Origin of the sequence: Corynebacterium urinipleomorphum (assembly GCF_900155535.1) — a bacterium.
Classification (GTDB): Bacteria; Actinomycetota; Actinomycetes; order Mycobacteriales; family Mycobacteriaceae; genus Corynebacterium; species Corynebacterium urinipleomorphum.
In genome coordinates, this window is the sequence record NZ_LT706963.1 from 176,381 (window position 1) to 200,757 (window position 24,377).

A 24,377-nucleotide genomic window follows, 5' to 3' on the forward strand; every position below is an offset into this window, starting at 1 on the left:
GGCACCATTCTGCCACGCAGGCCCGCTATGGCCGGGGATCACGGTCGGGGCCCTGCGTGGCTGCCCGCATGCTAGGGGAACCATTGAATTGTCCCACGCAGTCTAAGAGGGCATGGCACCTCAATCCTTTCAGCCAAAGACCGCCGCACTTCGGAACAACATGGATGTCGCCACCCGCCACACTCACCTACTGCGCGACGATGGGGTGGGTGCGCGGATCTCTTCCGACCATTACCTCGCCGAACCTGCGCTACGCCCGAGTGAGCTCGCTTACAAAGAGTCGGTATGTCATCCGCGCGGCACCGTGTACCGAGCGCCCGCCGATGCCCGAGCCGTTGCTATGGCGCTCGAGCATCCGCAACATTCGATTTGTGGTCTGAGTGCGCTCGCTGTTTACGGGCTTAGGTTCTTTGCCGATTGCTGCGACACCACGTTGCACGGACCCGTGAAGCGAACAGTTGAAGCGACCCAGTTCACACCGCGAGTTACGCGGAGCAAGCGCCAGCCAGAGTGGAACGTGTTCTTCCAGAACCGGCGGTTCGCGATTGTGGATCCTCATCGGGCAACGGTGGAGGCCTTGCTTGATATCAGATGCGGGAACCATTCATGGCCCGTGCCAGTTGTTCCTGGTTTCGAACCGCAGGAGATCCGGGCCATTCAACTTATCGATGCGGTGAGGAGACATCTGGGACTTTCCGTTGGGCTTGTCGGGAAAGAGGCACGCAACCGGATCGAAAGAAAGTGGATGGAAAAGGTATTCGCCCATTCGAGTGAACTCGCTGACTCGCCGAAGGAAACGGAGATGCGGTTGTTGTGTGCGAAAGTCTGCAAAGAGCTTGGCGTTGAGCTCACGGAGCAGGTGCCCTTGCTAGTGGAAGGGAAGATTGTCACGGTGTTTGATCTGGCAATTGAGGATCTGAAGATCGCGGTTATGTATGACGGCGAGCACCATCTTCAACGTAAACAGCGCGACCGAGATTCACGCGTCAATGTCGAAAGCACTTTGCAGGGTTGGGTTGTCATTCGCTTCACTGCGGGCACGATGGCCGACGCCGCGCGCTTCCTCAAAAGGTTGGTCGAGACCAGGCGGTGAACGATTCGCCTCTTGCGGCTTGCATGGAAATTAATAAGTGCTGGTAGACGAGTTTTGTGAGGTTTGTCGGGCCGCATCAGAGTGTGAATCGTTCACCAGCCGCTTAACGACGCCCCCGGGTCCGCTCCTACCCAGGCCCCAGGCGGCGGAGGCGTGCCCCGGGGAGCCCGGGGAGCCCACGCGTCGGGGCTAGTTGCTTGGGGAGGCGGGATCGTCCTCCTCAAAGCGGGTAAGCAGGTCGCGGACGTAGTCGCCGGCCTCGGGGCCTTCGTAGGCCTCGACCACCTCGTCGACGAGTCCGGCCTGCTTGATCTGGCCCTTGTCCACCCACAGGGCGGTGTTGCATAGCTGGGCCAGGAAGTCATTCGAGTGGCTGGCAAACACCAGGATGCCGGAGCGTTTCACCAGTTCGGCGAGACGGACGCGGGCTTTGGCCATGAAGGCGGCGTCGACGGCGCCGATGCCCTCGTCAAGTAGAAGAATCTCGGGCTCAATGGACGTGACAACGCCAAGCGCTAGGCGCACCCGCATGCCGGTGGAGTAGGTGCGCAGCGGCATGGCCAGGTAGTCGCCGAGTTCGGAGAATTCAGCGATCTCGTCCATCTTGGCTTTCATCTGCTTCCGCGTCTGACCGAGGAAGAGGCCGCGGATGATGATGTTCTCGTAGCCGGAGATCTCCGGGTCCATGCCCACGCCGAGGTCGAAGACAGGGGCCACGCGGCCGCGGACATCGGCGACACCGCGGGTGGGCTCGTAAATGCCCGAAAGCAGGCGCAGCAACGTGGACTTACCGGCACCGTTGTGGCCCACAAGTCCCACGCGGTCGCCCTCGCGCAGGTGAAGGTTGATGTCGCGCAGAGCTTCAACGACCACGGTGTTGGAGTCGTTTTTGCCGATGGCGCCGCCGGCGGAACTCATCACCGCTTTCTTCAGGGAGCGGGACTTGGCGTCGAAGATGGGGAAGTCGACGCAGGCGTTGTAGGTGTCAATGGAAACCATGGTGAACTCCTTGTTCTACACCCAGTACGGGACGCGGAAGCGCCAGCGTTTCATGGCCAGCATGGCGAGGAACAGGCCAACGACGGTGCACACCAGCACGATGCCCCAGTGGTAGAGCGGGAGGGGCTCACCGATGAGCGGGGCACGCACGACCTCGAGGTAGTGGTAGAGCGGATTGAGCTCGGCGATACGGGCGCGCTGCGCCACCTCGCCGCCTTGTTCGCGCAGCGTCTTGGCGGTCCACACGATCGGGGTGACGTAGAACAACAGCTGCACGAGTGCCTCGAGCAGCGGAGCGACATCGCGGAAGCGCGTGGCGATGATGCCGAAGAGCATGGTCACCCACACGCCGTTGATGACCATCAGGGCCAGCGCCGGAATGAACAACAGCACATCCCATCCGAGCGGGATCCTGAACACCATGACGAGGATCAGCCAGATCACCATGTTGTGGGCGAAGAACAGCAGTTGGCGCCACACCAGCCTGTAAACGTGGACGGACAACGCCGACGGAAGTTGTTTGATCAGGCCTTCGTTCTCGATGAAGACGTTCGCGCCGTCCTTGATGCAGCCGGAGATGAAGCCCCAGACGATGAAGCCGACGGTGACGTGGGGCAGAAACTCGCGCACCGAGATCTGGAACAGCATGGAGTACAGCAGGCCGAGCGCCAGCGACATCACGCCGGTGGCGATGGTGATCCACAAAGGCCCAAGCGTCGATCGGCGGTAGCGCTGTTTGATGTCCTGCCAGCCGAGCTGGAGCCACAGTTCGTACTGCCCCCACCCGCGGGCGAGATCGGAGGCGGCTGCCCCGAGGGTCGTCGACTTAGAGGCGGGGGTGTGGTCGTGGGCCGCCGAGGTCATGCGGGAGACGTCGGCAAGCAGCTGTTCGTTGTCCTGCACTTGTTCCACCCTAGTGCCCTGCGCGGGCCAAGTTGTGCAGGCATACTTGTTGCTTGTGGCGTGGGTGGTGTTCAATAGCCACACACTTTGATTCCGTCCGGAAGGGAGCTTGGGCGTGGCTTACGATGTCGCCAGCGTGCGTGGGCTTTACACTTCTCTCTCGGATGGCTGGACGTACCTCAACGCGCACGATTGTCCGCAGGTTCCGGAGCGCGTGTCGGCGTCGGTGGCACGGTCGTTCCGTATGGCGACGGCGGTGGCGGCGCCGGAGGTGAATGCGGGGTCGCATTCGCGCCGGGCGTGGGGGCGTCCGGAGGGGGAGACGTTCGTGGCGTCGGCACGCCATGCGGTCGCGGATCTCGTGGGGGCGACGGCGGAGCGTGTTGTACTGGGGCCGAGTCTTCCTGTTTTGTACGCGTCGCTCGTGACGGCCATGCGGCCGCTGTTCCGGTATGACTCGTCGTTGGTGGTGAGCCCGCTGGACGCGCCTGCGCTGACTGCGGCCGTGCGACGCGCTCCGGCGAAGGTCCGCACGGCTCACGCGGATCTGGGGACGGGCGAACTTCCTGCATGGCAATACGCGCAGCTTATCGACGGCTCAACGCGCCTGGTCACCCTCCCCGCCGCCCATTCGCTTCTGGGAACGGTGACGCCTGTCTCCCAGATCGTCGATCAGGTGCGTGAACGCTCACGCGCCTGGGTGCTCGTGGACGCGACGGCGTACGCGCCGTACCACGCCGTGGATTTTGATGAATGGGGTGCCGATGTCATCGGCATCGATCTCGGCGCGCTGGGCGGCCCTCACTTGGCGGCGCTCGTTGTCCGCGACACCGCGATGTTCAAGCGCATGGAAGCGCTGAGCGGTGATGCGCGTGTCACAGGGGCGGCGAAACTCCAGCTGGATGTCTCGCCTGCCCTCGCCGGGGGCGCCGCGGCACTGGTCGACCATGTGGCGGATCTTGTCCCCGGGCACGCCGGCCGGGCCACGCGCCGGGCACGGTTGACCCAGTCGATGGGGCAAATGACCGCGTACCTGGACGGTCTGCGCGACGACCTCTATACCTTCCTTGGCACCCTCCCCGCAGTGCACATTTTCGGGGTGACGGGCGAAGCAGCTTCGGAGGCCAGCACAGACCGCTTGCCGCGCCTGACATTCGGTGTGCGGGGAGTGCCATCGGCAACGGTGTATGAGCGCTTGTTCGACAACGGCATTGTCACCACCCTGACTACCCCGCAGCAGGCGACACCGCTGCTCGCCGAGATGGGCATCGAGGAAATGGGCGGCGCCGTGACCGTCGGCTTGGGGCCCTTCAACACGGAAGCGGACGTGGAGCAGCTCATCCGGGTTGTCGCGTCGCTGGCCTGACCGCGCGCGGGAGTCGCCGCGCCGTGTTGTAAAGTGAGTGAGTCGCACTTGCTTGGCGACGAGGAGACGTGGCAGAGCGGCCGAATGCACTGGTCTTGAAAACCAGCGAGGGTCACACCTCCGCGGGTTCAAATCCCGCCGTCTCCGCAGGTCATATCACAGGTGGCGGGCGAGCTGTTCCGCCATGAAGCGTGAACCGGCCGGTGTCGGGTGCAAGCCCATATTGTGTGGCACGTTGGTGTCGATGACACCGGCCACCCAGCGGTACGCGTCCGGTGCGCACGTGCTGTGGGTCCGGGACGGGTCCATCATTTCGACGTATGTGGCGCGCGATGCGGCTGCCGCGGCGCGCTGGTTGCTCCGGTTGACGTGCTCGATGCGGTGCAGCGCCGGCAGGGGGATGCCCAGCGGGGCGTTCGGGACGACGTTGATGAAGCAGAGGCTGTTCAAGCGGTCCGGTTCCGTGACGGAGAGGGAACCGCTGATGAGGATTTTGGCGTGCGGCGCTGCAGCGCGGGCTTTCGCGACACTGCGCTGGATATTGTTGATGTAATCAGCGCGTGTTTTTCCTTCGTCGAGGGGGTTAGCGCCTCGCTTGATCCCGTAGGGACCGAAGTCGTTCATGCCCACGGCGATGATCACAGCCCGAGTGCCCCGGTGGATATCGCCGGCAGCGATGGCGCGGTCGATCTTGCCCGGGATCACGTGGGAGGATTCAGCTGTGCAGGAGTAGTCCGCGATCGGAGCTTGGGCGATGGAACCGAGCTGCCGCGGCCAGTTGTTGGGTGCCTGCAGGCAGCCGCCGCGGCTGGGGTAGGTGCCCCACACGAAGTGCTTCACCTCCGGGATTTGGACCTTCTTCAGAGTATTGCGCAGTTCGTCTGGGTTGGATGTGTACGAGTCGCCGAAGGTGACGATATTGCCTGCAGGCGCGGCTTGCGAGGCCGGAAGCGACGCGCCCGTGCCGAGCATGGCCGTCGCGAGGGCCGCTGCGGCGAGGATGCGGGAGAACCGTCGCGGACGGCGTGGGGAAGATGACAGTAGGGATGATGGTCTTGGGGAAGATGACATTGGTGTGCCTCAGTTCAACGCGTGGGGCTGGTGGGAAAACCAATGCTAGCGCAGGCACACGGAAAACGTGGGTGCCTCAGCATGTAGCCCGAGCCGATAAGAGCGCTGGGCGCGGCCGGCCGGGCACGAAAAATGCCCGCTCCCGGTGAACGCGGGGGCGGGCAGGCGGCGTGCGCGAATGTGATTTAAACAGAGGCGGCAGAACCAATGCCGGCGGCCTTGAACACAGCCTCGACAATCCAGCTGGCAATGGCCATGACAATGGCGCCGAAGAACGCGGCCCAGAAGCCGCTGATGTCCAGGCCGCTGCCGATGCCGTTGGAGATCCAGCCGACAATGGAGAACAGCAGGGCGTTCACCAGAAGCGAGAACAGACCCAGCGTGAGAATGCGCAGCGGGAGGCTGAGCAGCTTCACCACCGGGGAAATGAATGCGTTGACGAACATGAACACGAGCGCGACCCAAATGAACGCGCCGACACCGCCCATGATTTCAACACCGGGGACGATCAGGGTGACCAGCCACAGGGCGAGGGCGGTCATCACCACATCAATAGCGAAACGCATGAAGTTTTCTCCTTATACCGTTATTACTCAGTAACTACCTAGTGTTTTGCTTGCTTACTAGTTCGACGGGGCCCGTTTAACGCTCGTAGAGCTCGTGCATGATGTGGAACTGGCGGTCACCGGGGACATCGATAAGCGTGCGTTGCGCTTGTCGACGCGCCGCGCCGCTCTTCGCCGCCACCACGCGCACGGCCTCAAGCCCGAGGGGACGGGCACTTTCCATCGTAGCGCTCGCGCCGTCGGTGTAGGAAAGCTGCTGCGGGTCGACGGAGGAATCGATGTCCACGCCAGCCTCGCCCGCCAAGACACCAAGCAGAAGAGTGTCCTCAGTGAGCTGCGGGATTGCGCGCGGGGTGAGGTAGAGCGTGGAGTCAAGCGTGGTGTCGGCCGTCAGCTCAGCGGCCGGAACAGGAGCCCAGAGAATCCAGGACGAAACGTTGTCCCGGGTGGGCGTTGCGCCGTCGCCGGATGCGAAACCAGAAGTGAGGGAGTAATTGAGTTTCATGTCCGCAATCCTAGTGGTTTCCGGCCGTTCGGCTCGGGGGAGTGCGGTCTGGCCGGTGCTTTTAGGGCGCGCTGTAGACCGCATCCCAGGCGGAGAGGAACTCGTCAGCCTCTTCGCGGATGGTCACAGTGACGCGCAATCCCTCTGGGAAGGCGCGGACGAGAACTCCGTGCGCTGCGAGCTGGCCCGCGATCGTGGATGCCTGCTCAGGATCGTCGAACGGGAGCCACACGAAATTGGCCTGGGAATGCTGCGCACCTATGCGGTCGGCAACCTCGTCGCGCACATCGATGGTGTCCTCAACGCGCGCGAGGAGTTCGTCCGCGTGCTTGAGTGAGGCGATGGCGCCGGCCTGGGCGACGGCACTGACCTGGAACGGGACGCCGACCTTGTCCACTGCTGCGACGAGCTCGGGGTTGCCGAAGGCGTAGCCGACGCGCACACCAGCGAGACCGTATGCCTTGGAGAAGGTGCGCAGGCACAGCACGTTCGGGTAATCGCGCCACACCTCCTGGCCGTTCACGGCCCCCTCATCGCGGTTGAATTCGAAGTACGCCTCGTCGAGTGCCACTGTCACGTGCTCCGGTACCTGAGCCATGAAGTCACGGAAGTCGCTCGTGGAGATGACGGCGCCGCTCGGGTTATTGGGGGAGCAGAGGAAGATGAGGGACGTGGCGGTGTCGATAAGCGAGAGCATGCTTGTGAGATCGTGGGCCCCGTCGATGAGCGGCACCGGCCGCGGCTCCGCGCCGGTGATGCGGCAGAAAATCGGGTACGCCTCGAAACTGCGCCACGGGAAGATGATGTTGTTGTCCGGGGTGGATGTCGCCTGGGCAAGCTGCTGGCACAACGCCGACGAGCCGCAGCCGACCGCCACGTTCTCCGCGCCGACACCCAGGTGACGCGCAAGCGCGTTCTTGAGCGCTGCCGCGCCCATATCCGGGTAACGGTTCCCGCCTGCCGCCGCCTCAGCCATTGCCTGCGCGGCTGCCGGCAGCGGTACACCGGCCACCTCGTTAGAGGACAGCTTCAGCGCTTCCGGGTCGGTCTTGCCCGGAACGTAAGCGGGAATGGCGGCGAGGTCGGGGCGGATCATGGTGAGTTAGTTTATGTGGTGCGTGCGGATTGAGGCGATGCGCCTTAAGTTTTTGTTCGTCTGCCCGGTTGTGGGTAGTGTGTAACAAGGCTATGGAGATGTGCCAGAGTGGCCGATTGGGGCTCCCTGCTAAGGAGTTGACCTTTCACGAGGTCCGCAGGTTCAAATCCTGTCATCTCCGCCAAGCGCCCGTAGCTCAACGGATAGAGCATCTGACTACGGATCAGAAGGTTGGGGGTTCGAATCCCTCCGGGCGCACCACTTTTCTTGGGGGAACGTGAATCGGGGGATGAGTTCGCTGTCAAGCGCGGACTTGCGTGTCGTATCTTTGGCTGCCGTCGCCGAGCTGAATCCATTAATCTCGCAGTGGAATCACGGCCCCAATTGGGGATGAGAGAAAAAGGGGTCGGCATGTCGACAACGCAGCAGCACAACGCCCTCGTGGAGCTTGAACGGCTCGTAGGAACACGGATGCGCGGCGACCGTGCGGAGAAGATCTCCGGACTGCTCGAGGAAGCGAAGCTGAGCGACATCATCCGGCTCATTGAGCATTCTCCGGTCAAGCGGGGCGCAGTGTTGTTCCGCCTTCTACCGCCAGCACGCGCGGGGGCGGTGTTCGACGCGCTTGACCCGCGCCACCAGGCGGACATGGTCCACGCGCTGGGCAGCGACAGCGTGGGCAAGTTCTTCGAGGACATGGGTGCGGAGGACCGCGTCATGCTTCTCGACGAACTTCCCGGCCCCGTCGCCGAACGCCTCCTCAAAGAGCTGGGCGAGAAAGACAAGGAGAACACGAATGCTGTTCTCGGATACGAGAAGGGGACGGTCGGCCGCGTCATGTCCCCGGAAATCCCGGAGATCTACGGGGAGATGACGGCGCACGAGGTCCGGGAACTTCTGCGTGAGGAGCACGAGGATCTGGAGACGCTATACACCCTCCCCGTGATTGACCAAGACCAGCAGCTCACCGGCATTGTGAAGATGCGCCGGCTATTCCTGGCGGACGGTGACACTGTTGTGGCCGATCTTCTGGAGGACACCCCTTCGGTAGTCGCATCCGCCGACGCCGAGGAGACTGCGCGCTGGTTCCTGCCGCTCGCACTGCTGGCCATCCCGGTGGTGGATTCGGGCAACCGCCTCGTGGGCATTTTCACCTTCGACGAGGCGCAGCACATCGTCGAGAGCGAGGACACCGAGGACAGCGCGCGCCAGGGTGGCTCCGAATCGCTGAAGCAGCCGTACCTGTCTACGCCGCTGACCAGCTTGGTGCGATCCCGCATCGTGTGGCTTCTGGTGCTGGCGGTCTCGGCGATCCTGACCGTCCAGGTTCTCGACATCTTCGAGGAGAAAATGGAGCAAGCCGTCGTGCTCTCCCTCTTCATTCCGCTGCTCACAGGCACAGGCGGAAACACGGGCAATCAGGCCGCCACGACGGTGACGAGGGCATTGGCGCTTGGCGACGTCAAGAAGTCCGACGTCCTCAAAGTCATGTGGCGCGAAGTCCGGGTGGGGCTGATGCTGGGTGCTGTGCTGGGCACCCTCGGTTTCGGCCTGGCCACGCTGGTTTACGGGCTGGACATTGGCATGGTCATCGGCCTGACCTTGTTGTCCATCTGCACCATGTCGGCGACAGTGGGCGGTGCCATGCCGATTGTGGCCAAGACGGTCGGGGCGGACCCGGCAGTGTTCTCCAACCCGTTCATCTCCACCTTCTGCGATGCGACGGGCCTGATCGTCTACTTCCTCATTGCCACATCGATTCTGGGGTTGTAGCCGCCGTATCCGTTCTTGTTCCGCGCGAAGTGCGCCATAGATGACCTGCGGATTTTGCCCGTTGTTCACCGTGGTGTACCGTTACATCTCGTTGCAAAACAGGCGCCCGTAGCTCAACGGATAGAGCATCTGACTACGGATCAGAAGGTTGGGGGTTCGAATCCCTCCGGGCGCACGTTTCACGCTATAGCCCGTGATCCAGAACCTGCTCGCCAGGCTGGATCACGGGTTTTGCTGTTGAAAGCGCCGCTTGTGTGTCAGAAGACGTCGATACGCCCGCCGAGGGATTCGACCTGCCGGAGCGCTTTGACCCAGCCGTCGGCGCCGAGCTGGATACGCATGACGGGGCGTGAGGAGATCTTGACGGGAGAGACGGACTCCGCGCGGGCGCCTTTGCGGGCGCCCATGCGGGTGACGGCGCGGTAGCCAGCACCAGCCAGTTGCTCGATGTCCGGCTCGGGCGCGGCGAGGGATTCCCGCGCGTCCTGCAACAGAGGAATGATCTCGTCCAAGGTCTTCACCACGGCGTCGGCGTTGGTCTCGCACATTGCGCGGACGAGCTCCGGCTCGGTTCCCGCCACACGGGTGGCACCGCGGAAGGACCCGGCGGCGAGGGACTGGGCGAGGGTGCCGCCGCGGTCGCCGACGATGGCCAGGGCCTCCGCCAGAACGTGCGGCAGGTGGGACACGCGGGCGACAGCTTCGTCGTGCTTGTCCACGGACACTGGGACTGCCTCCGCCCCGCACACGCGGGCGAGCTCGCAGACCTGACCGAAAAGGTCCACCCAATCGTTGGGCACGCGGCGACCGGCCTCATCGCACTCGATGGCGTAGTCGTAGGTGATCGCCCATGCGGCGCGCGTGAACAGACCTTCGCGGGACGCACCCCAGCCGGAGTCCTCGGTGCCGGACATGGGGTGGCCGCCGACGTAGCGGAGCTGCATGCCGCGGGCCTTGATCAGTTCGTCGACAGGCTTTTTCACACTGACCACGTCGGTCACACCGCAGTTCGGCGCGTACATGGCAATTGAGTCGAGGACATCTTCGACCGCGTGCATGGGCACAGCGATGACGATGAGGGCGCGGTCAGAAGAGGCGCGGGACAGCACACGCGAAAGATCGTCGGAAACATCGAAGCCTTCGCGGCTGGCGGTGCGGGTGCCGGAGCGCGAGTGGTTGTAGCCGTACACGGGCAGCCCCGCGGCAGAAAGGTCGCGCATGATGGAACCGCCAATGAGCCCCAGACCGATAATGCAGGTGGGAGGCAGCGTGCGGCGCCCCCCGACGCGTGCGCTGGACCCCTGGTTGCCTGTCGTACGGTGTTGCTCATTCACCCTGACAAGTTTTCCACAACGCGAGTAGTCTGACTAGGCATGAGTGACGGACGAGGACAAGCTGGTCAGGGCGACGGTTACGGTGACGCGTCCGAGGACGGCTTCGCTGTCACTGTAGCCAGGCGCGACGGCGAGTGGGTCGTCGCCGAGTTCGAGGATGCCTTCGAGGATCTGAGCACGTCCATCGACGCGGTCCGCGCGCTCCGCAGCGAAGGCGCGGCGTTCGCGTTGCTCAACGTTGAGGAGGAATACCTAGTCATCGTCCGTCCCGGCCCGTCGAAGACGCGCGTGCTCATCTCCGACGCGACGATGGCGGTCGACGATGATTTCGCAGCCGACGTGCTGGATACCGCGGGCATAGAGATCCCCGACATCGATCCGGACGAGCTGGACAACATCGACGGATGGGCCGACGGCGACTTCGGCATTCTCGAGGACGTCGGTGTGAGCGAGGAGGTCATGAGCGTGCTCGTGGACGACTCTTTGGCCGATCCTTCCGAAACCATCGACGCCATCGCCGAGGAACTGGGGTTCATCGACGAGCTCGACCGGGCGCTCCGGTAAGCGCCGCGGTACCGAGACCGATGAGCCAGTTTGAGCGGCGCGCGGAGGCGCGGATGCGCCGCGCCATTGAGGTGGCGCGCACCACGCCAACAGCAGACATTCCCGTCGGAGCGGTGATTTACGGGCCCGACGGATCCGAGATCGCCATCGGAACGAACCGCCGTGAAACGGACCAGGATCCGGCGGGGCACGCAGAAGTCGTCGCAACGCGGAATGCGGCGCGCGCGCTGGGCACGTGGCGGCTGGACGGATGCGAGCTCGTGGTCACCCTCGAACCGTGCACGATGTGCGCGGGCATCATCCTCGGTTCGCGCATGAAAAGTGTCGTTTTCGGCGCGTACGAGCCCAAGACAGGAGCCGTTGGCTCGCTTATCGACGTCCTCCGTGACCCCTCCCACCTCCACACCGTCGAGGTGCGCGGCGGTGTCCTCGAGGGTGAGACAGCACAGCTCATGACCGGTTTCTTCGAGCGCCTCCGCTGACTCGCCGCGCCTCCCCGCGCCGCGGCCCCGCACGAGTTTCGGGGCGATTGACACTGAATTGTTACGGAATGGTCAGCTGCATTTCTCTAGCATGGCTTAAGTAAACGAAATCGAATTAGAAGGAGAAGCATCATGGCTGATCTCGACGGCAAGCTGGACCAGGTCAAGGGCGACGCAAAGGAAGCTCTCGGCGACGTTACCGACAACAAGTCCCTGGAGAACGAGGGCAAGGCTGACCAGCTCGGCGGCGACATCAAGGAGAAGCTGAGCGAGGCTGGCGACGCGATCAAGGACAAGGCCAACGAGGTCGCTGGCAAGATCCAGGACGCTCGCGACGAGAACTAATCCGTCGCTTCCGGCAGGTACCTTGTAGTTCCTAGTGATTCCTAGGAATTTGGTCCACCGGACGCGGTACCGCTACTCTGTTTTGCGGTAGCGTGTCCGAGCGGCCGAAGGTACTCGCCTCGAAAGCGAGTGAGGGTAAAACCTCCGCGGGTTCAAATCCCGCCGCTACCGCCATTTTCAAGAAGTTCGTGGTTTGGGTAAGATTCGGCGAAATATCGCCGATCAACGCACCAGACCACGAACTTCTTGTTTTTGTGAAAGGATCCCCGTGGCGACGTTCCTCTACCGGCTAGGCAAGTGGTCGTACCTGCACAAGTGGAAGGTCATTGTCGTCTGGCTGCTCCTCTTCGCCGCCGGGATCGCAGGCGCGGCGACGCTGTCTAAACCCCTTTCATCCGATTTCCAGATCAGCGGCACGCCCTCGATCGACGCGCTTGAGTCACTCGGCGAGAATTTCCCGGGTCAAAGCGATCCCGTGCAGGCACCCTCGGTGAACCTGGTGTTCAAAGCTCCGGACGGGCAGCGCCTCGACGATCCCCAGAATATGGCCGCTATCGATGAGACAGTGGAGTATCTCAGGGACAACCTGCAGGGGATGAAGGGCACCGACCGCTTCGGCAACCCAGTCACCGTCTCCCAAGCACAGACTGAGCAGATCGTCTCCATGATGACGGAGATGGGGCTGCCCGAGGAGCGCGCCAAGGCTGATGCTCACAACGTGCGCCTGCTATCGGATGATGCCCGGATCGGCTACACCACCTTCGAATTCGGCGCGGAGACTTCCATGCAGGTCACCGACGCCGAACGTGCGGTGGTCAACGAGGCCCTGGACCTCGGCCGCTCCAAGGGCCTGCAGGTGGAAGCTGGCGGCCCGGGCTTCGGCGACCCGATCGAGATCAAGACCACCAGTGAACTCATCGGCATCGGTGTGGCGTTCGTGGTCATGCTGATCACCTTCGGTTCGCTCGTCGCCGCCGGCATGCCGGTGATCACCGCCGTGATTGGCGTGGGCCTGGGCACCTTCCTCATCCTCATGGCCACACGCTTTGCGGAGCTCAACGAGGTCACACCGGTCATGGCGGTGATGATCGGCCTCGCCGTGGGCATCGACTACGCCTTGTTCATCCTCTCCCGCTTCAGGCAGGAACGGAACCGTTTGCCGGGGCCGGAGGCCGCCGGACTCGCTGTCGGCACAGCAGGTTCGTCGGTGCTCTTCGCCGGTATGACGGTGTTCACCGCTTTGGTGGCACTGGTGCTGGCGCGCATTGACTTCCTCTCCTGGATGGGTCTGTCCGCGGCGGCAACGGTGGCGATTGCCGTGATGGTAGCCATCACGCTTCTGCCGGCATTGCTGGGCCTTCTCGGCGACAAGGTTTTCGCCGGCCGGATCCCCGGTGTGGCTGGTAATCCAGGCCCCGGCGACCGTCCAGCCAAAGACCTCGACCGCCGTTCGCTCGGCCGCACCTGGGCGAATACCGTGCGCCGCGCCCCCGCGGTGGTCATGGCCGGTGTGGTCATTCTCCTCGGGGTGTGCTCGCTGCCGGTGCTGGACATGGAAATGTCCCTGCCCTCGGACTCCAACGGCGACAAAGACACCACGCAGCGCAAGTCCGCCGACCTCATGGCCGAGGGATTCGGCGAGGGCGTCAATGCGCCGTTCCTGCTCGTCGTCGACGCCGGCACCGTGAACCCGGACTCGGAGGCGCTCGCCCCCTACATGAGTCTCATCCCGGATGATGCGGTGGAAGGGGGCGAAGGGGACGTCGATAAGCAGAAAGCCGCTTTGTCCTCCTTCCTGTACGCGATGGAGCGCGCGGGAAGTGTCTCCGGGATCAAGCACGCGCAGCTCGTCGGCGTCAACGACGACATGACCGCCGCGCAGATCCTTGCCACCCCGGTGTCGGGGCCGGACAACCAGTACACAGTGGACACCGCGCACGCGCTGCGCGAAATGGACGCGGAGATCGAGGATGCCACCGGCAGCGACGTCGGTCTGACCGGCTTCACCGCGGTGCAAATGGACATCACGGAGGAATTGGCCAACGCCATGCCGCTGTACCTCGGAATCGTGGTGGGGTTGGCGATCCTGCTGCTCATCATCGTTTTCCGGTCAATCCTCGTGCCGCTCGTCGCGGGTCTGGGCTTCCTGCTCTCCGTCGGCGCCGCCTTCGGCATGACCGTCTTGGTCTTCCAGAAAGGCGTGACCGGCCTTGTGAACACCCCCGGACCGATCCTGTCGTTCCTGCCGATCCTGCTCATCGGCGTCACCTTCGGCCTGGCCATGGACTACCAAGTCTTCCTGGTCACCCGCATGCGCGAGCAATACATGCGCATGCGCAATCCCGGCGACGACGCGGAAGCTGTCCTGGACGCCGTGCACGGATCCACCGTCGAAGGCTTCGTCCGCGGCGCGCGCGTGGTCACCGCCGCCGCCATCATCATGATTGCGGTCTTCGTCGCCTTCATCGACCAGCCCCTACCGTTCATCAAGATCTTCGGCTTCGCGCTCGGAGCAGCCGTGCTTTTCGACGCCTTCTTTATCCGCATGGCCCTCGTCCCCGCCACCATGTTCATCCTGGGCACTACCACCTGGTGGATGCCGAAATGGCTGGACCGAATCCTGCCCAACCTCGACATCGAAGGCGAAGAGTTGGAGCGCCAGTTTGAAAAGGAGCACGCCGCCGCATGACTGACACAACCGCCGCCACGGACCTCACGTTTGAGGTGGGCACCCGCCTCGAGGAGGCGCCGGGCCGACACGGCCGAACCGGCGTGATTCACACGCCGCACGGCGACATTGCCACGCCCGCGTTCATTCCGGTGGCCACGAAAGCGACTGTGAAGACTCTGACCCCGGAGCAGATCCGGCAGACCGGTGCGCAGGCCATCCTGTCCAACGCCTACCACCTCTACCTTCAGCCTGGCGCCGACATCGTCGACGAAGCCGGGGGAGTGAGTGCGTTCGAGAACTGGCACGGCCCCACATTCACCGACTCCGGCGGCTTCCAGGTGATGAGCCTCGGCGTGGGCTTCAAGAAAATCCTCGCCATGGACATCGCCGGGCTCACCGATGAGGACATCCGCGCCGCCAACAAGGACCGCATGGCGCGTGTCGACGACGACGGGGTCGACTTCAAATCCGTCATCGACGGCTCCTCCCACCGGTTCACCCCTGAGGTGTCCATGCAGATCCAGCACCAGCTGGGCGCCGACATCATGTTCGCCTTCGATGAGCTGACCACACTCGTGGACACCCGCGCCTACCAGGACCATTCCGTCGAACGCACCCGCCTGTGGGCCCGCCGCTGCCTGCTCGAACACGAGCGCCTTACCCAGGCCCGCCCCGACAAGCCGCTCCAGTCCCTGTGGGGTGTGGTACAGGGCGCGCAGTACGAGGACCTGCGCCGCCACGCCACCCGCGGCCTTCTCGGCCTGGACGAGGAAGCCCGCGCGGAGGGCCGGCGCGGTTTCGGCGGCTTCGGCATCGGCGGGGCACTGGAGAAAGAGAACCTGGGCGCCATCGTCGGCTGGGTCACCGACGAACTGCCCGAGGACAAGCCCCGCCACCTCCTGGGCATTTCCGAACCAGACGACCTGTTCACCTCCATCGAGGCCGGTGCGGACACCTTCGATTGCGTTGCCCCCACACGCCTCGGCCGCCGCGGTGGCGTGTACACCCTCGACGGCCGCATGAACCTCATGGCCGCCCGCTTCAAACGCGACTTCTCCGGCATCGACGAAGAATTCGGCGGATACGTCTCCGAGAACTACTCCCGCGCCTACATCCACCACCTGCTGCGCGCGAAGGAGTACCTCGCTGGGACCTTGTGCACCATGCACAACCTCGAATTCATGGTGCGCCTGGTGGACAACATTCGCGCGGCTATCGACGCCGGCGACTACGAGGCCTACCGCGACGAGTTCCTCGGACGGTATTACGCGGGGCGGTGAACAGCGCTAGGGTGTAGGTACGTACCTACGGGAGGTGAATGATGACTACCCTGAGCGCTCGCGAGTTCAACCGGGATGTAAGCGCCGCCAAGCGCGCTGCCTTAGAAGGGCCGGTCGTCATTACGGACCGTGGCCGAGCTTCCCACGTGCTGCTATCAGCAGAACGGTACCAGGAGCTGGTGGGGGACACGGCCACGTGGGCTAGCAAACTTCACATGGACGAGGACATCGAATTCGATCCGCCGCGGTTGGATTTTGAACCCCGGGTGCCTGAGCTATGAGCTTCCTTCTAGACACGAATGTGGTGAGCGAACTGCGCAGGCCCGCCACCAAGGCTGATCCAGGGGTATTGGCGTGGTCGGTGAAGCACACGCTCGCGGAGCAGTTTCTCTCCGCTGTCACTGTGTTTGAACTGGAATTAGGAGTTTCGCTCAAGGAGCGGAAGGATCCAGGGCAGGGCGCGAAGCTGCGTAGTTGGTTAGAGGATCAGGTGAAGCCGGCGTTCGAAGGGAGAATTCTGGCCTTTGATGGCGCTGTGGCCGCGTTTGCGGCTTCGCTGCATGTGGAGAATCCCCGGCCGTTGGCTGATTCCTTCATTGCGGCCACAGCGCAGATGCATGGCCTCACCGTGGTGACGAGGAACCAACGCGATTTCTCCTCTTTCGGCGTGCCCTGCATCAACCCTTGGGCTAAGCAGTCGTCGAGCTGACGCGCTCCTCGGCGCGGCGCACAGCGGCGATGGTCGGGTAGGTGATCGGCAGCAGGACGATCTCCATGACGGTTTTCCACAGGAAGCCGACGATGACGTAGTTGATGAACGCCCCGGCGGAATCAATGCCGATGACACCGGCGGCGATGGAGCAGAACAGCAGAGTGTCCGCGAATTCGCCGACGACGGTGGAGCCGATCAGGCGCGCCCACAGGCGGTCGGTGCCGAAGCGGTCCTTCATCTTCTGCAGGACCCACGCGTTGAGCAGCTGGCCCACGACGTAACCGGACAGGGACGCGAGAATGATGCGCGGCAACAGGCCCAGGACGGCGGAGAAGGTGTCCTGCATGTCGTAGAACTCGGCGGCGGGCAGCCAGATTGCGATGTAGAAGGACAGCACCGCGATGACGGCGACGCCGAAGCCGGTGAACACGGCGCGGCGCGCTGCTTTGAATCCGTAGACCTCGGCGATCACGTCACCGATGACGTAGGAGACCGGGAAGAGGAAGAAGGCGCCGTCGGTGATCAGCGGGCCGAGCTCAACGCCCTTTTGCGCGGTGATGTTGGAGATGAGGAAGACCGCGCAGAACACCGCGAGCAGGTACGGGTACGGCGAGCGGGAGACGGGGTGTGGGTGGGAAACTGGGTGCGACATGCGCAATATCATTGCATACATGCCTGATTTTGCAGACCATGCTGGCCGTTATGCACCGAGTCCGAGCGGGGACCTTCACTTCGGCAATCTGCGCACGGCGGTTCTCGCGTGGCTGTTCGCGCGCCAGTCGGGCCGCAAGTTCTACATGCGGGTGGAGGACATCGATTCGGAGCGTTCGAGCATGGAGTCGGCGCAGCGCCAGCTCGAGGACCTCGCGGCGATCGGCATCGAGTGGGACGAGCCGGTTGTCTACCAGCATGACCGCGGGGAGGCGTACGCGTCGGCGCTGGCCAAGCTGGATACATATGAATGTTATTGCTCCCGCCGCGACATCCGCGAGGCCGCGTCCGCACCCCATGCTCAGCCAGGCATGTACCCAGGGACGTGCCGCGACCTCACCGAAGAACAGCGCGCTTATCGACGTTCCCAGCTCTCCCAATCCGGCCGCCTCCCCGCCATCCGCTTGAGAGCGCACGCGGAGCGGTGGACTGTGAACGACGTCTACAAAGGTGAGTTCACAGGCCCCGTCGACGACGTGATTCTCAAGCGCGGCGGCAACGCGAATCAGGCTCAGGTGGGGGACTGGGCTTACAACCTCGCTGTGGTGGTCGACGACGGATACCAGAGCATCGACCAGGTCGTCCGCGGCGATGATCTACTCGGTTCTGCCCCCGCCCAGGCCTATTTGGCGCACGAGCTGGGCTTCCCAGATCCCGAGTACGTGCACGTGCCACTCGTGGTCACCGCGGACGGGCGCAGATTGGCTAAACGCGACGGTGCGGTGACTTTGCGGCAGATGGCTGAAGACGGCGGCGTGCAACGCGTGGTGGAGCAGATCGCCTCTTCGCTTGGTCATCCTGATGTGTCGTCCATGGGGGAACTGCTCGACCGATTCGATCCGTTGGGCCTTTCCCGGGAACCGTGGGTGTGGGGCATCAGCGAGTAAGTGCGTCAAAGCTGGCCTGGCCTTGGCATGAAAAGGTTGTGCCCCGCGTCCTCATTCGGAGCGGGGCACAATATTTTGGCGGAGGATGTGGGATTTGAACCCACGAGGGTCGTGAAACCCGCACGCGTTCCAGGCGTGTGACATAGGCCGCTAGTCGAATCCTCCAGCGACGCATTCAAGTGTTCCGCAGGCGTACCAGCGGAACGCGTCGAGCCATCACTTTAGCGGATACTGGGGTGGGGACAAAATTGGTGGTGGGGTGGGGCGTCGATAAGCGGGATGCGTGCTTTTTGAACTGGTTGCCGCAAGCTACTAGGGTTGAGCGCAGGATCCCACGCGGTGCTTATCTTGTGAACTCCCCCAGGGCGGGAACGCAGCAAGGGTCAGCGAGCTCTGGCAGGTGCGTGGGGTCCCTTTATTTTGCCCGCACGCGGTAGAGCCGCTGGTGCTGGGCGCATGTACTCTGGGCGGCGTAAATGAATCCACTCCTTAAAGGAAGTGATCCCACCATGTCCCTGCTTGATCTGGACGCTGCCGCCCGCGAGGAACTCGCTGCCAAGGTGCGCGAGGAATACGAGACGCTCAAGGCCCGCAACCTCGACTTGGACCTGACGCGCGGAAAGCCGTCGTCGGAGCAGCTGGATCTGAGCAACGACCTCCTGGAGCTGCCCGGTAAGGGCAACTACGTGGATGCATCCGGCACGGATGTGCGCAACTACGGCAACCTCAAGGGCATCAAGGACATCCGCGAGATCTGGGGCGACCTCATTGGCGTGCCGGTGGACAACCTGTATGCGGAGGATTCCTCGTCGTTGAACATCATGTTCGACCTGATCACGTGGTCGTACTTGTTCGGCAACAACGATTCCCAAGCGCCGTGGCGTGAAGAGGAGACCGTGAAGTGGATCTGCCCGGTGCCGGGGTACGACCGCCACTTCGCTATCACGGAGAAGCTCGGCTTCGAGATGATCACCGTGCCCATGCTTGACGACGGCCCCGATGTGGACGCCATCACCGAGCTGGTCAAGGATCCGGCGGTGAAGGGTATGTGGGTCGTGCCGATGTTCGCTAACCCCACCGGCGTGACTGTGTCCGACGACGTCGTTCGCACACTCGCCTCCATGGAGACGGCGGCACCCGATTTCCGCATCGTGTGGGACAACGCGTACGCCGTACACGTCTTCACCGAAGACACTCCGCAGATCATCAACGTTCTTGATGTGGCCGAGGAGGCCGGCAACCCGAACCGTTTCTGGGTGATGAGCTCCACGTCCAAGATCACCCATGCCGGCTCTGGTGTGGCCTTCTTCGCGTCCTCGACTGAGAACCTGGACTGGTACGCCTCCATCGCCGGGATCCGCGGCATCGGCCCGAACAAGATCAACCAGCTGGCTCACGCGAAGTTCTTCGGCGACGCCGACGGCGTGCGCGCGCTGATGCAGAAGCACGCGCAGATCCTCACGCCGAAGTTCGAGGCCGTCCTGGAGATCTTGGAGAACCGCCTCGGCGAGTATGACGTGGCGCGCTGGACCACCCCGGCTGGCGGCTACTTCATCTCCCTCGACGTCGTCGACGGCACCGCCACCCGCGTGTGGGAGCTCGCCCGCGATGCCGGCATCACCCTGACCAAGGCCGGCTCCGCCTTCCCCAAGGGCGAAGACCCGAACGACCGCAACATTCGTCTCGCGCCGTCGCTTCCGCCTATCGACGAAGTGCGTACCGCCATGGACGGCGTAGCCACTTGCGTGCTTCTCGCCGCGTTGGAGAAGCTCGAAGGCTAGTGACTCCGCAGGAAACACACGCCTGGCTCACCGACGTCCTCGGTCCTATGGACCTTTTGGACGTCAACGGTATGACCATCGGCGTTGCTCCCGTGCTTCCGGCAGCGGTCAGCGTCGGGTTCAGCGAGATCGACAGCGGGCTGGTTGTTGATCCTTCCTCCGATCCCGACGCGGCTGGGCCGGTCGACGTGCGCTGCGAGATCATCTGCGCCGCCGACGGTGCCACCCCGCAGCAGCGTGTCATGGCAGTCGCGGGCGCGTGGAACACACTGGTCACTGCGGAGATTCCCGGACAGCCGGGAACGGCGTTGCCCGGGCTGGTGAACGACCCGGAAGTGTCGGTTCACCACGGCCTGCTGCGCGAGCCGCAGATTTTCGACCGCGGCACTCCTCTGGTCAACGAGCCCGCCACCGGCGAGGCGCCTGCGCGGATGACCCTGCTGCTGGAACTCGTCCTCCTCACCGACGACGAATACGATATCGCCGCTGAACAAGGCCTCGACGTCCTCGAGCGCCGGCTGCACCGCCGGCAGACGCATCTCGGTGACTGGACCCGAGACTAGTCCTGCCAGATCTGCCGAAACGGACGAAATTGCGAAAGGTAACAATCAAACGGTAACAATGCCCGCGAAGGCACTGTTATGTCGCAGACTGGCTACCTATCGGGTGGGGGTTACCGTTTACCATCTCTGGGGCTCATCAGGGCAGGTGCCGCCGGATACACGGGCTGGAAGTCGCGACAATAGCGCTAGCTGATCCCGCGCTCGGACAGGTACATCAGGATCGCGCGGACGCGGCGGTTCTCCTCGTCGGGCGTGAGCCCCAGCTTGGAGAAGATGCTGGACACGTGCTTGGCCACGGCAGCTCCGGAGAAATAGAGCTTCTCAGCGATTTCGGCATTGGACAGGCCCTCCGCCATGAGCTCGAGGACTTCGCTCTCCCGCGGGGTGAGGGTGGTCAGCCACTGTGAGCTCGCGGCCATGAGATCGCTGGCCACATCCGGGTCGATGACCACACCGCCGCTGGCCACGGTCTCGCAGGCCTGGACGAAGTCTTTGACCTCGGCGACGCGGTCTTTGAGCAGGTAGCCGGTGCCGCCATCGCCACCGGAGAAGAGCTCGCGGGCGTAGGCGGGCGCGACATACTGCGAGAGCACGAGCACGTTCACACGGCCGTTCTCACGCAGCTTCAAGGCGGCCTGCAAGCCGTCGTCGCGCATGGTGGGAGGCATGCGCACATCAGTAATCACAAGGTCAGGGGCATGCTTGTCGACGGCCCCGGCAAGCGCATCCGCATCCCCCACCTGCGCGACAACCTCGTGGCCGCGCCGGGTGAGCAGACCGGCGACACCTTCGCGCAGCAGCGCGGAATCGTCGGCGATCACGATCTTCATGGAGCTAACCCGCTTTCTCCCCGGTACAACAGCAACGGTATCCGCGCGGCGGTGGTCGTGGGGCCGCCGCGGGGTGAATTCAACTCGATCGACCCGCCGAATGCGGCGATGCGCTCGCGCATCCCGTCGAGTCCGCCGCCGGGCACAATACGTGCGCCACCTTCGCCGGAGTCGGTCACTGCGACATTCAGCGTGTGGTCGCAGGTGATCAGCACGCTGACGGGAGCGCCCGGCGCGTGCTTCGCGGCATTGGTCAGGGCTTCGGAGGTGAAGAAGTAGGCGGCGGCGAGAACGGAGTCGTCGATAAGCGGGAGCGGGTGAGGGGCGCGGACCGTGATGTGCGGGCCGTACTGCGCGGCGGCTGTCTCGACCGCTTCGACGAGACCGCGGTCGGTCAGCTCGCGCGGGTGGATGCCGCGCACAGTGCGGCGTAGGGCGTCGAGGCCGTTTTTGAGGTCGCGCGCGGCGGCGTCGAGAAGCGGTGAATCTGTTTCTAGCTGCGCTTCGCCGAGCTTCATGGCGGCGGCGACGAAGTATTGCTGCGCGCCGTCGTGGAGGTCGCGCTCAATGCGCAGCCGCTCGACCTCGTACGCCTCGGCGATTCTGCGCCGCGAAGCCGTCAGCTCGTGGATCGCTTTTGCGGCCTCGGCTTCGTGGTTCTTCTTCCGCCACATGAAAACGAGCGTAGCGGGGTAGTGCTGGCTCTACCCTTATTTGGGAGCCTGCACGATGGTGGACGCGCGCGGCGGGCTGTGAAATGGGAACCATGCTTGAACTCAACGACATCACGAAATCATTCACCCAGCAGCGGGTGCTCGAAGGAATCAGTCTGAATATCGGCCCGGGCGAATCCGTCGCCATCATGGGCCCGTCCGGCTCCGGCAAATCGACCCTGCTCCACTGCATGTCGGGCGTGCTCGTGCCCGACCACGGCGAGGTCCGCTTCAACGGGCGCGACATCGCATCGCTTGACGACGCCACCCGCTCCCAACTCCGCCTCGACCACTTCGGCTTCATCTTCCAGGACGGCCAGCTCATGCCTGAGTTGACCGCGAAGGAGAATGTGGCGCTGCCGCAGATCATGCGCGGTGAATCGCGCGCGAAGGCTCACGCGGAGGCGACAGATATGCTCACGCGTCTTGGTCTTGGCGCTTTCGTGGACCGCTTCCCGGGCCAGCTCTCCGGCGGGCAGGGCCAACGCGTCGCCATTGCGCGCGCCTTGGCGGGGCCGCCGGCGGTGGTGTTTGCCGACGAGCCGACCGCCGCGCTCGACCAGGCCACCGGGCACGAGGTGATGCAGCAGATCACCGCCGTGACCAAGAAATTCGGGGTCACACTCGTACTGGTCACCCACGACCCGAAGATCGCGCGGTGGTGCGACCGCCGGATCGAGATCCGCGACGGCCTGATCCACTCCGAGGGTGCTTCGAAGGGGGTTCCGGCATGAGCGCGATGACATTGATGGCTGCCGCGCAGTCCTCCTCGAGCGAAGGCCGCGCGCAGCGCCAGACCGGCGAACGCTGGGTGCGCGCCTTGTCGCTCGTGGCCTTCGCCGTGTCCACGTGGATTCTGTGCACGCTGGCCGCCGGCACGTGGATGTTCGCGCAGCGCCACTGGCACCCGCACGAACGTCTCGTCGAGGTGCAGGAGAGCGCGGGAGCACCGCTGTCCATGCCGTATATCTTCCTCGCTCTCTTCGCGTCGTTGCTGGTGGTGCCCACTCTGCTCGGCCTGCTCACGCAGGCCGCGCGAGCGAACCTCGGCGGCCGCGAAGAGCAGCTGGCGATCCTGCGCCTGATCGGCGCGACCTCCGGTCAGGTGCGCGGCATGATGATTCTCGACGCTCTGCGCCAGGGCCTCGTCGGCCTTGTCATCGGCACCGTGCTGTACCTGGTCAGTGTGCCCGCGTGGTCGCTGCTGACCTTCCAGGAAAAGAGCATCGGCACCTGGGAGATGTTCACCTGGTGGGTCGCACCCGTCGCCTGGGTGGTGGTGCTCGCCCTCGCCGCCGCGTCCGTGTGGCTGGCCCTGCGCCGCGTGGCCGTCACCCCGCTCGGCGTGACCAAGAAGGTGCCCCCGAAGGGACAAAGCGTGATCACTTTGGTCCTCTCGGTTGTGGCTGCTGTTGCCCTGTACCGCTACTTGAGCGCACTGACGATCGCCCCGGGGGCCGATGCCGCCGAATTCATCATGCTGCTCGTCGTCGTTGCGGGCGTGTTGACGGTCAACGCTCTCATCGCAGTCGGCGTGATCCAGCTGATCGCCCGATTCAGCTACCTGCTTCCCGGCTCTACCAACTACGTGGCCACCCGCCGCGTCGGACGTGGCGCAAGGACGACGTGGAAGCGTGTCGCAGCTCTGTACTTCCTTGCATTCACCGCTGGCGTTAGCAGCTGGATTTCCGCCGTCCCGGAAATCGAGGATGACCCCGCCCTGAAGATGGTCACCTCCGACATTCCCGCCGGTGTGGCCATTACCGCGATCTTCGGTGCCGTCCTCCTAATCGCCTCCACGCTGCTCACCCAGGCGTTGGCTGTGGTGGAGCAAAAGCAGCTGACCAAGTCCCTCTACTTCATCGGTGCTCCCGCGAAGTTCCACACCTCCGTGGCTATCCGGGAGGTCGGCGTGCCGATGGTCCTGGTCACCCTTCTGGGCTTCGGCATGGGCAACTTGCTGGGCCGTCTAATAGTCGCCATTCCCGTCGAGGTACTACCCCAGCTCACCCTCTTCGCTGCCCTGATCGCGCTTGCGCTCGTCGGCTGTGTCACCGCCGTCGCCGCGACCGGCAAGCTCCGTGAGCGGGTGCTTTCCGAGACCGGCCGGCTGAACGACTAACGGCAAAGAC

The 24,377-nt window shown here is 63.8% G+C and carries 25 protein-coding genes, 6 tRNA genes and 1 other RNA gene; 21 read left to right on the top strand and 11 right to left on the bottom strand.

All coding sequences use genetic code 11. From position 1 onward, the window contains the following. Positions 1 to 112 precede the first annotated feature (112 nt). On the top strand, positions 113 to 1,093 hold the full coding sequence (locus CZ338_RS03665; RefSeq protein ID WP_143341248.1) for a hypothetical protein: 981 nt from the start codon (positions 113 to 115) through the stop codon (positions 1,091 to 1,093). A gap of 189 nt (positions 1,094 to 1,282) precedes the next feature. Here the strand turns inward: CZ338_RS03665 and wzt are convergent, their stop codons facing one another. Both wzt and wzm read right to left on the bottom strand, forming a co-directional pair. After that, entirely contained in the window at positions 1,283 to 2,092 is an 810-nt protein-coding gene (gene wzt / locus CZ338_RS03670) for a galactan export ABC transporter ATP-binding subunit Wzt/RfbE (protein ID WP_087116960.1), read from the bottom strand. A 15-nt stretch (positions 2,093 to 2,107) separates the two neighbouring features. Next, positions 2,108 to 2,956: a galactan export ABC transporter permease subunit Wzm/RfbD gene (wzm, locus tag CZ338_RS03675; RefSeq protein ID WP_087117272.1), complete on the bottom strand. Its 849-nt coding sequence runs from the start codon at positions 2,954 to 2,956 to the stop codon at positions 2,108 to 2,110. A 154-nt stretch (positions 2,957 to 3,110) separates the two neighbouring features. Between wzm and CZ338_RS03680 the strand changes: the two genes are divergently transcribed. Together CZ338_RS03680 and CZ338_RS03685 are read left to right on the top strand one after the other, a co-directional pair. Continuing rightward, entirely contained in the window at positions 3,111 to 4,361 is a 1,251-nt protein-coding gene (locus CZ338_RS03680; RefSeq protein ID WP_087116961.1) for an aminotransferase class V-fold PLP-dependent enzyme, read from the top strand. A gap of 62 nt (positions 4,362 to 4,423) precedes the next feature. Next, positions 4,424 to 4,508: transfer RNA gene (locus CZ338_RS03685), tRNA-Ser, on the top strand. A 9-nt stretch (positions 4,509 to 4,517) separates the two neighbouring features. Here the strand turns inward: CZ338_RS03685 and CZ338_RS03690 are convergent. From CZ338_RS03690 to CZ338_RS03705, 4 genes are all read right to left on the bottom strand, one after another. Next, complete coding sequence (locus CZ338_RS03690) at positions 4,518 to 5,432, bottom strand: GDSL-type esterase/lipase family protein (protein WP_087116962.1); 915 nt, start codon at positions 5,430 to 5,432, stop codon at positions 4,518 to 4,520. A 185-nt stretch (positions 5,433 to 5,617) separates the two neighbouring features. Then, positions 5,618 to 5,998: a phage holin family protein gene (locus CZ338_RS03695; RefSeq protein ID WP_087116963.1), complete on the bottom strand. Its 381-nt coding sequence runs from the start codon at positions 5,996 to 5,998 to the stop codon at positions 5,618 to 5,620. Between the two features lie 76 nt (positions 5,999 to 6,074). Next, complete coding sequence (locus CZ338_RS03700; RefSeq protein ID WP_087116964.1) at positions 6,075 to 6,503, bottom strand: hypothetical protein; 429 nt, start codon at positions 6,501 to 6,503, stop codon at positions 6,075 to 6,077. A 61-nt stretch (positions 6,504 to 6,564) separates the two neighbouring features. Continuing rightward, complete coding sequence (locus CZ338_RS03705) at positions 6,565 to 7,599, bottom strand: histidinol-phosphate transaminase (protein WP_087116965.1); 1,035 nt, start codon at positions 7,597 to 7,599, stop codon at positions 6,565 to 6,567. Positions 7,600 to 7,693: 94 nt separating this feature from the next. Here CZ338_RS03705 and CZ338_RS03710 point away from each other — a divergent pair. From CZ338_RS03710 to CZ338_RS03725, 4 genes are all read left to right on the top strand, one after another. Then, positions 7,694 to 7,783 (top strand) — tRNA-Ser (locus tag CZ338_RS03710). Between the two features lies 1 nt (position 7,784). Continuing rightward, positions 7,785 to 7,860, top strand: a tRNA-Arg gene (locus CZ338_RS03715). Between the two features lie 150 nt (positions 7,861 to 8,010). Further along, positions 8,011 to 9,372 (top strand): magnesium transporter, encoded by a 1,362-nt coding sequence (gene mgtE, locus CZ338_RS03720; RefSeq protein ID WP_235839421.1) that lies wholly within the window; start codon positions 8,011 to 8,013, stop codon positions 9,370 to 9,372. Between the two features lie 102 nt (positions 9,373 to 9,474). Then, positions 9,475 to 9,547, top strand: a tRNA-Arg gene (locus tag CZ338_RS03725). Positions 9,548 to 9,629: 82 nt separating this feature from the next. Here the strand turns inward: CZ338_RS03725 and CZ338_RS03730 are convergent. Further along, positions 9,630 to 10,640, bottom strand: a complete 1,011-nt coding sequence (locus tag CZ338_RS03730; protein ID WP_087117273.1) for a prephenate dehydrogenase — start codon at positions 10,638 to 10,640, stop codon at positions 9,630 to 9,632. Between the two features lie 105 nt (positions 10,641 to 10,745). Between CZ338_RS03730 and CZ338_RS03735 the strand changes: the two genes are divergently transcribed. The 8 genes from CZ338_RS03735 to CZ338_RS03770 all read left to right on the top strand — a co-directional run bounded on the left by CZ338_RS03735 (position 10,746) and on the right by CZ338_RS03770 (position 16,757). Then, positions 10,746 to 11,270 (top strand): tRNA adenosine deaminase-associated protein, encoded by a 525-nt coding sequence (locus CZ338_RS03735; RefSeq protein ID WP_087116967.1) that lies wholly within the window; start codon positions 10,746 to 10,748, stop codon positions 11,268 to 11,270. A gap of 20 nt (positions 11,271 to 11,290) precedes the next feature. After that, positions 11,291 to 11,752: a nucleoside deaminase gene (locus CZ338_RS03740; RefSeq protein ID WP_087116968.1), complete on the top strand. Its 462-nt coding sequence runs from the start codon at positions 11,291 to 11,293 to the stop codon at positions 11,750 to 11,752. 132 nt (positions 11,753 to 11,884) lie between these two features. Beyond that, a complete protein-coding gene (locus tag CZ338_RS03745) occupies positions 11,885 to 12,097 on the top strand; it encodes a CsbD family protein (protein WP_087116969.1) in 213 nt (70 codons plus the stop codon). Between the two features lie 86 nt (positions 12,098 to 12,183). Continuing rightward, positions 12,184 to 12,271 (top strand) — tRNA-Ser (locus CZ338_RS03750). 94 nt (positions 12,272 to 12,365) lie between these two features. Beyond that, positions 12,366 to 14,786 carry an MMPL family transporter gene (locus CZ338_RS03755; RefSeq protein ID WP_087116970.1) on the top strand — a complete coding sequence of 807 codons (2,421 nt, stop codon included), beginning with the start codon at positions 12,366 to 12,368 and terminating at the stop codon, positions 14,784 to 14,786. Continuing rightward, positions 14,783 to 16,048 (top strand): tRNA guanosine(34) transglycosylase Tgt, encoded by a 1,266-nt coding sequence (gene tgt, locus CZ338_RS03760; protein ID WP_087116971.1) that lies wholly within the window; start codon positions 14,783 to 14,785, stop codon positions 16,046 to 16,048. Before CZ338_RS03755 ends, tgt begins: the two co-directional genes overlap by 4 nt. Before the next feature lie 41 nt (positions 16,049 to 16,089). Further along, positions 16,090 to 16,329, top strand: a complete 240-nt coding sequence (locus tag CZ338_RS03765; protein ID WP_087117274.1) for a type II toxin-antitoxin system Phd/YefM family antitoxin — start codon at positions 16,090 to 16,092, stop codon at positions 16,327 to 16,329. Continuing rightward, positions 16,326 to 16,757 (top strand): type II toxin-antitoxin system VapC family toxin, encoded by a 432-nt coding sequence (locus CZ338_RS03770; RefSeq protein WP_087116972.1) that lies wholly within the window; start codon positions 16,326 to 16,328, stop codon positions 16,755 to 16,757. The genes CZ338_RS03765 and CZ338_RS03770 overlap by 4 nt, the downstream gene beginning before the upstream one ends. Here the strand turns inward: CZ338_RS03770 and CZ338_RS03775 are convergent. After that, on the bottom strand, positions 16,738 to 17,412 hold the full coding sequence (locus tag CZ338_RS03775) for a queuosine precursor transporter (protein WP_235839427.1): 675 nt from the start codon (positions 17,410 to 17,412) through the stop codon (positions 16,738 to 16,740). The genes CZ338_RS03770 and CZ338_RS03775 overlap by 20 nt on opposite strands. A 19-nt stretch (positions 17,413 to 17,431) precedes the next feature. Here CZ338_RS03775 and gluQRS point away from each other — a divergent pair, with 19 nt between their 5' ends. Beyond that, on the top strand, positions 17,432 to 18,358 hold the full coding sequence (gene gluQRS, locus CZ338_RS03780; RefSeq protein WP_087116974.1) for a tRNA glutamyl-Q(34) synthetase GluQRS: 927 nt from the start codon (positions 17,432 to 17,434) through the stop codon (positions 18,356 to 18,358). 76 nt (positions 18,359 to 18,434) lie between these two features. Here gluQRS and CZ338_RS03785 read toward each other — a convergent pair. After that, positions 18,435 to 18,523, bottom strand: a tRNA-Ser gene (locus CZ338_RS03785). 158 nt (positions 18,524 to 18,681) lie between these two features. Here CZ338_RS03785 and ffs point away from each other — a divergent pair. From ffs to CZ338_RS03800, 3 genes are all read left to right on the top strand, one after another. Further along, positions 18,682 to 18,778: signal recognition particle sRNA small type (gene ffs / locus CZ338_RS03790), an RNA gene on the top strand. Between the two features lie 89 nt (positions 18,779 to 18,867). After that, complete coding sequence (locus CZ338_RS03795; RefSeq protein WP_087116975.1) at positions 18,868 to 20,139, top strand: PLP-dependent aminotransferase family protein; 1,272 nt, start codon at positions 18,868 to 18,870, stop codon at positions 20,137 to 20,139. Beyond that, positions 20,139 to 20,702: a hypothetical protein gene (locus CZ338_RS03800; RefSeq protein WP_087116976.1), complete on the top strand. Its 564-nt coding sequence runs from the start codon at positions 20,139 to 20,141 to the stop codon at positions 20,700 to 20,702. The genes CZ338_RS03795 and CZ338_RS03800 overlap by 1 nt, the downstream gene beginning before the upstream one ends. A gap of 185 nt (positions 20,703 to 20,887) precedes the next feature. Here CZ338_RS03800 and CZ338_RS03805 read toward each other — a convergent pair whose 3' ends face one another. Together CZ338_RS03805 and CZ338_RS03810 are read right to left on the bottom strand one after the other, a co-directional pair. After that, complete coding sequence (locus tag CZ338_RS03805) at positions 20,888 to 21,532, bottom strand: response regulator transcription factor (protein ID WP_087116977.1); 645 nt, start codon at positions 21,530 to 21,532, stop codon at positions 20,888 to 20,890. Further along, entirely contained in the window at positions 21,529 to 22,206 is a 678-nt protein-coding gene (locus CZ338_RS03810; RefSeq protein WP_087116978.1) for a sensor histidine kinase, read from the bottom strand. Before CZ338_RS03810 ends, CZ338_RS03805 begins: the two co-directional genes overlap by 4 nt. Before the next feature lie 83 nt (positions 22,207 to 22,289). Between CZ338_RS03810 and CZ338_RS03815 the strand changes: the two genes are divergently transcribed. Together CZ338_RS03815 and CZ338_RS03820 are read left to right on the top strand one after the other, a co-directional pair. Next, positions 22,290 to 22,979 carry an ABC transporter ATP-binding protein gene (locus tag CZ338_RS03815; RefSeq protein WP_087116979.1) on the top strand — a complete coding sequence of 230 codons (690 nt, stop codon included), beginning with the start codon at positions 22,290 to 22,292 and terminating at the stop codon, positions 22,977 to 22,979. Further along, positions 22,976 to 24,367, top strand: a complete 1,392-nt coding sequence (locus tag CZ338_RS03820) for an FtsX-like permease family protein (RefSeq protein WP_087116980.1) — start codon at positions 22,976 to 22,978, stop codon at positions 24,365 to 24,367. The genes CZ338_RS03815 and CZ338_RS03820 overlap by 4 nt, the downstream gene beginning before the upstream one ends. Positions 24,368 to 24,377: the final 10 nt, after the last annotated feature.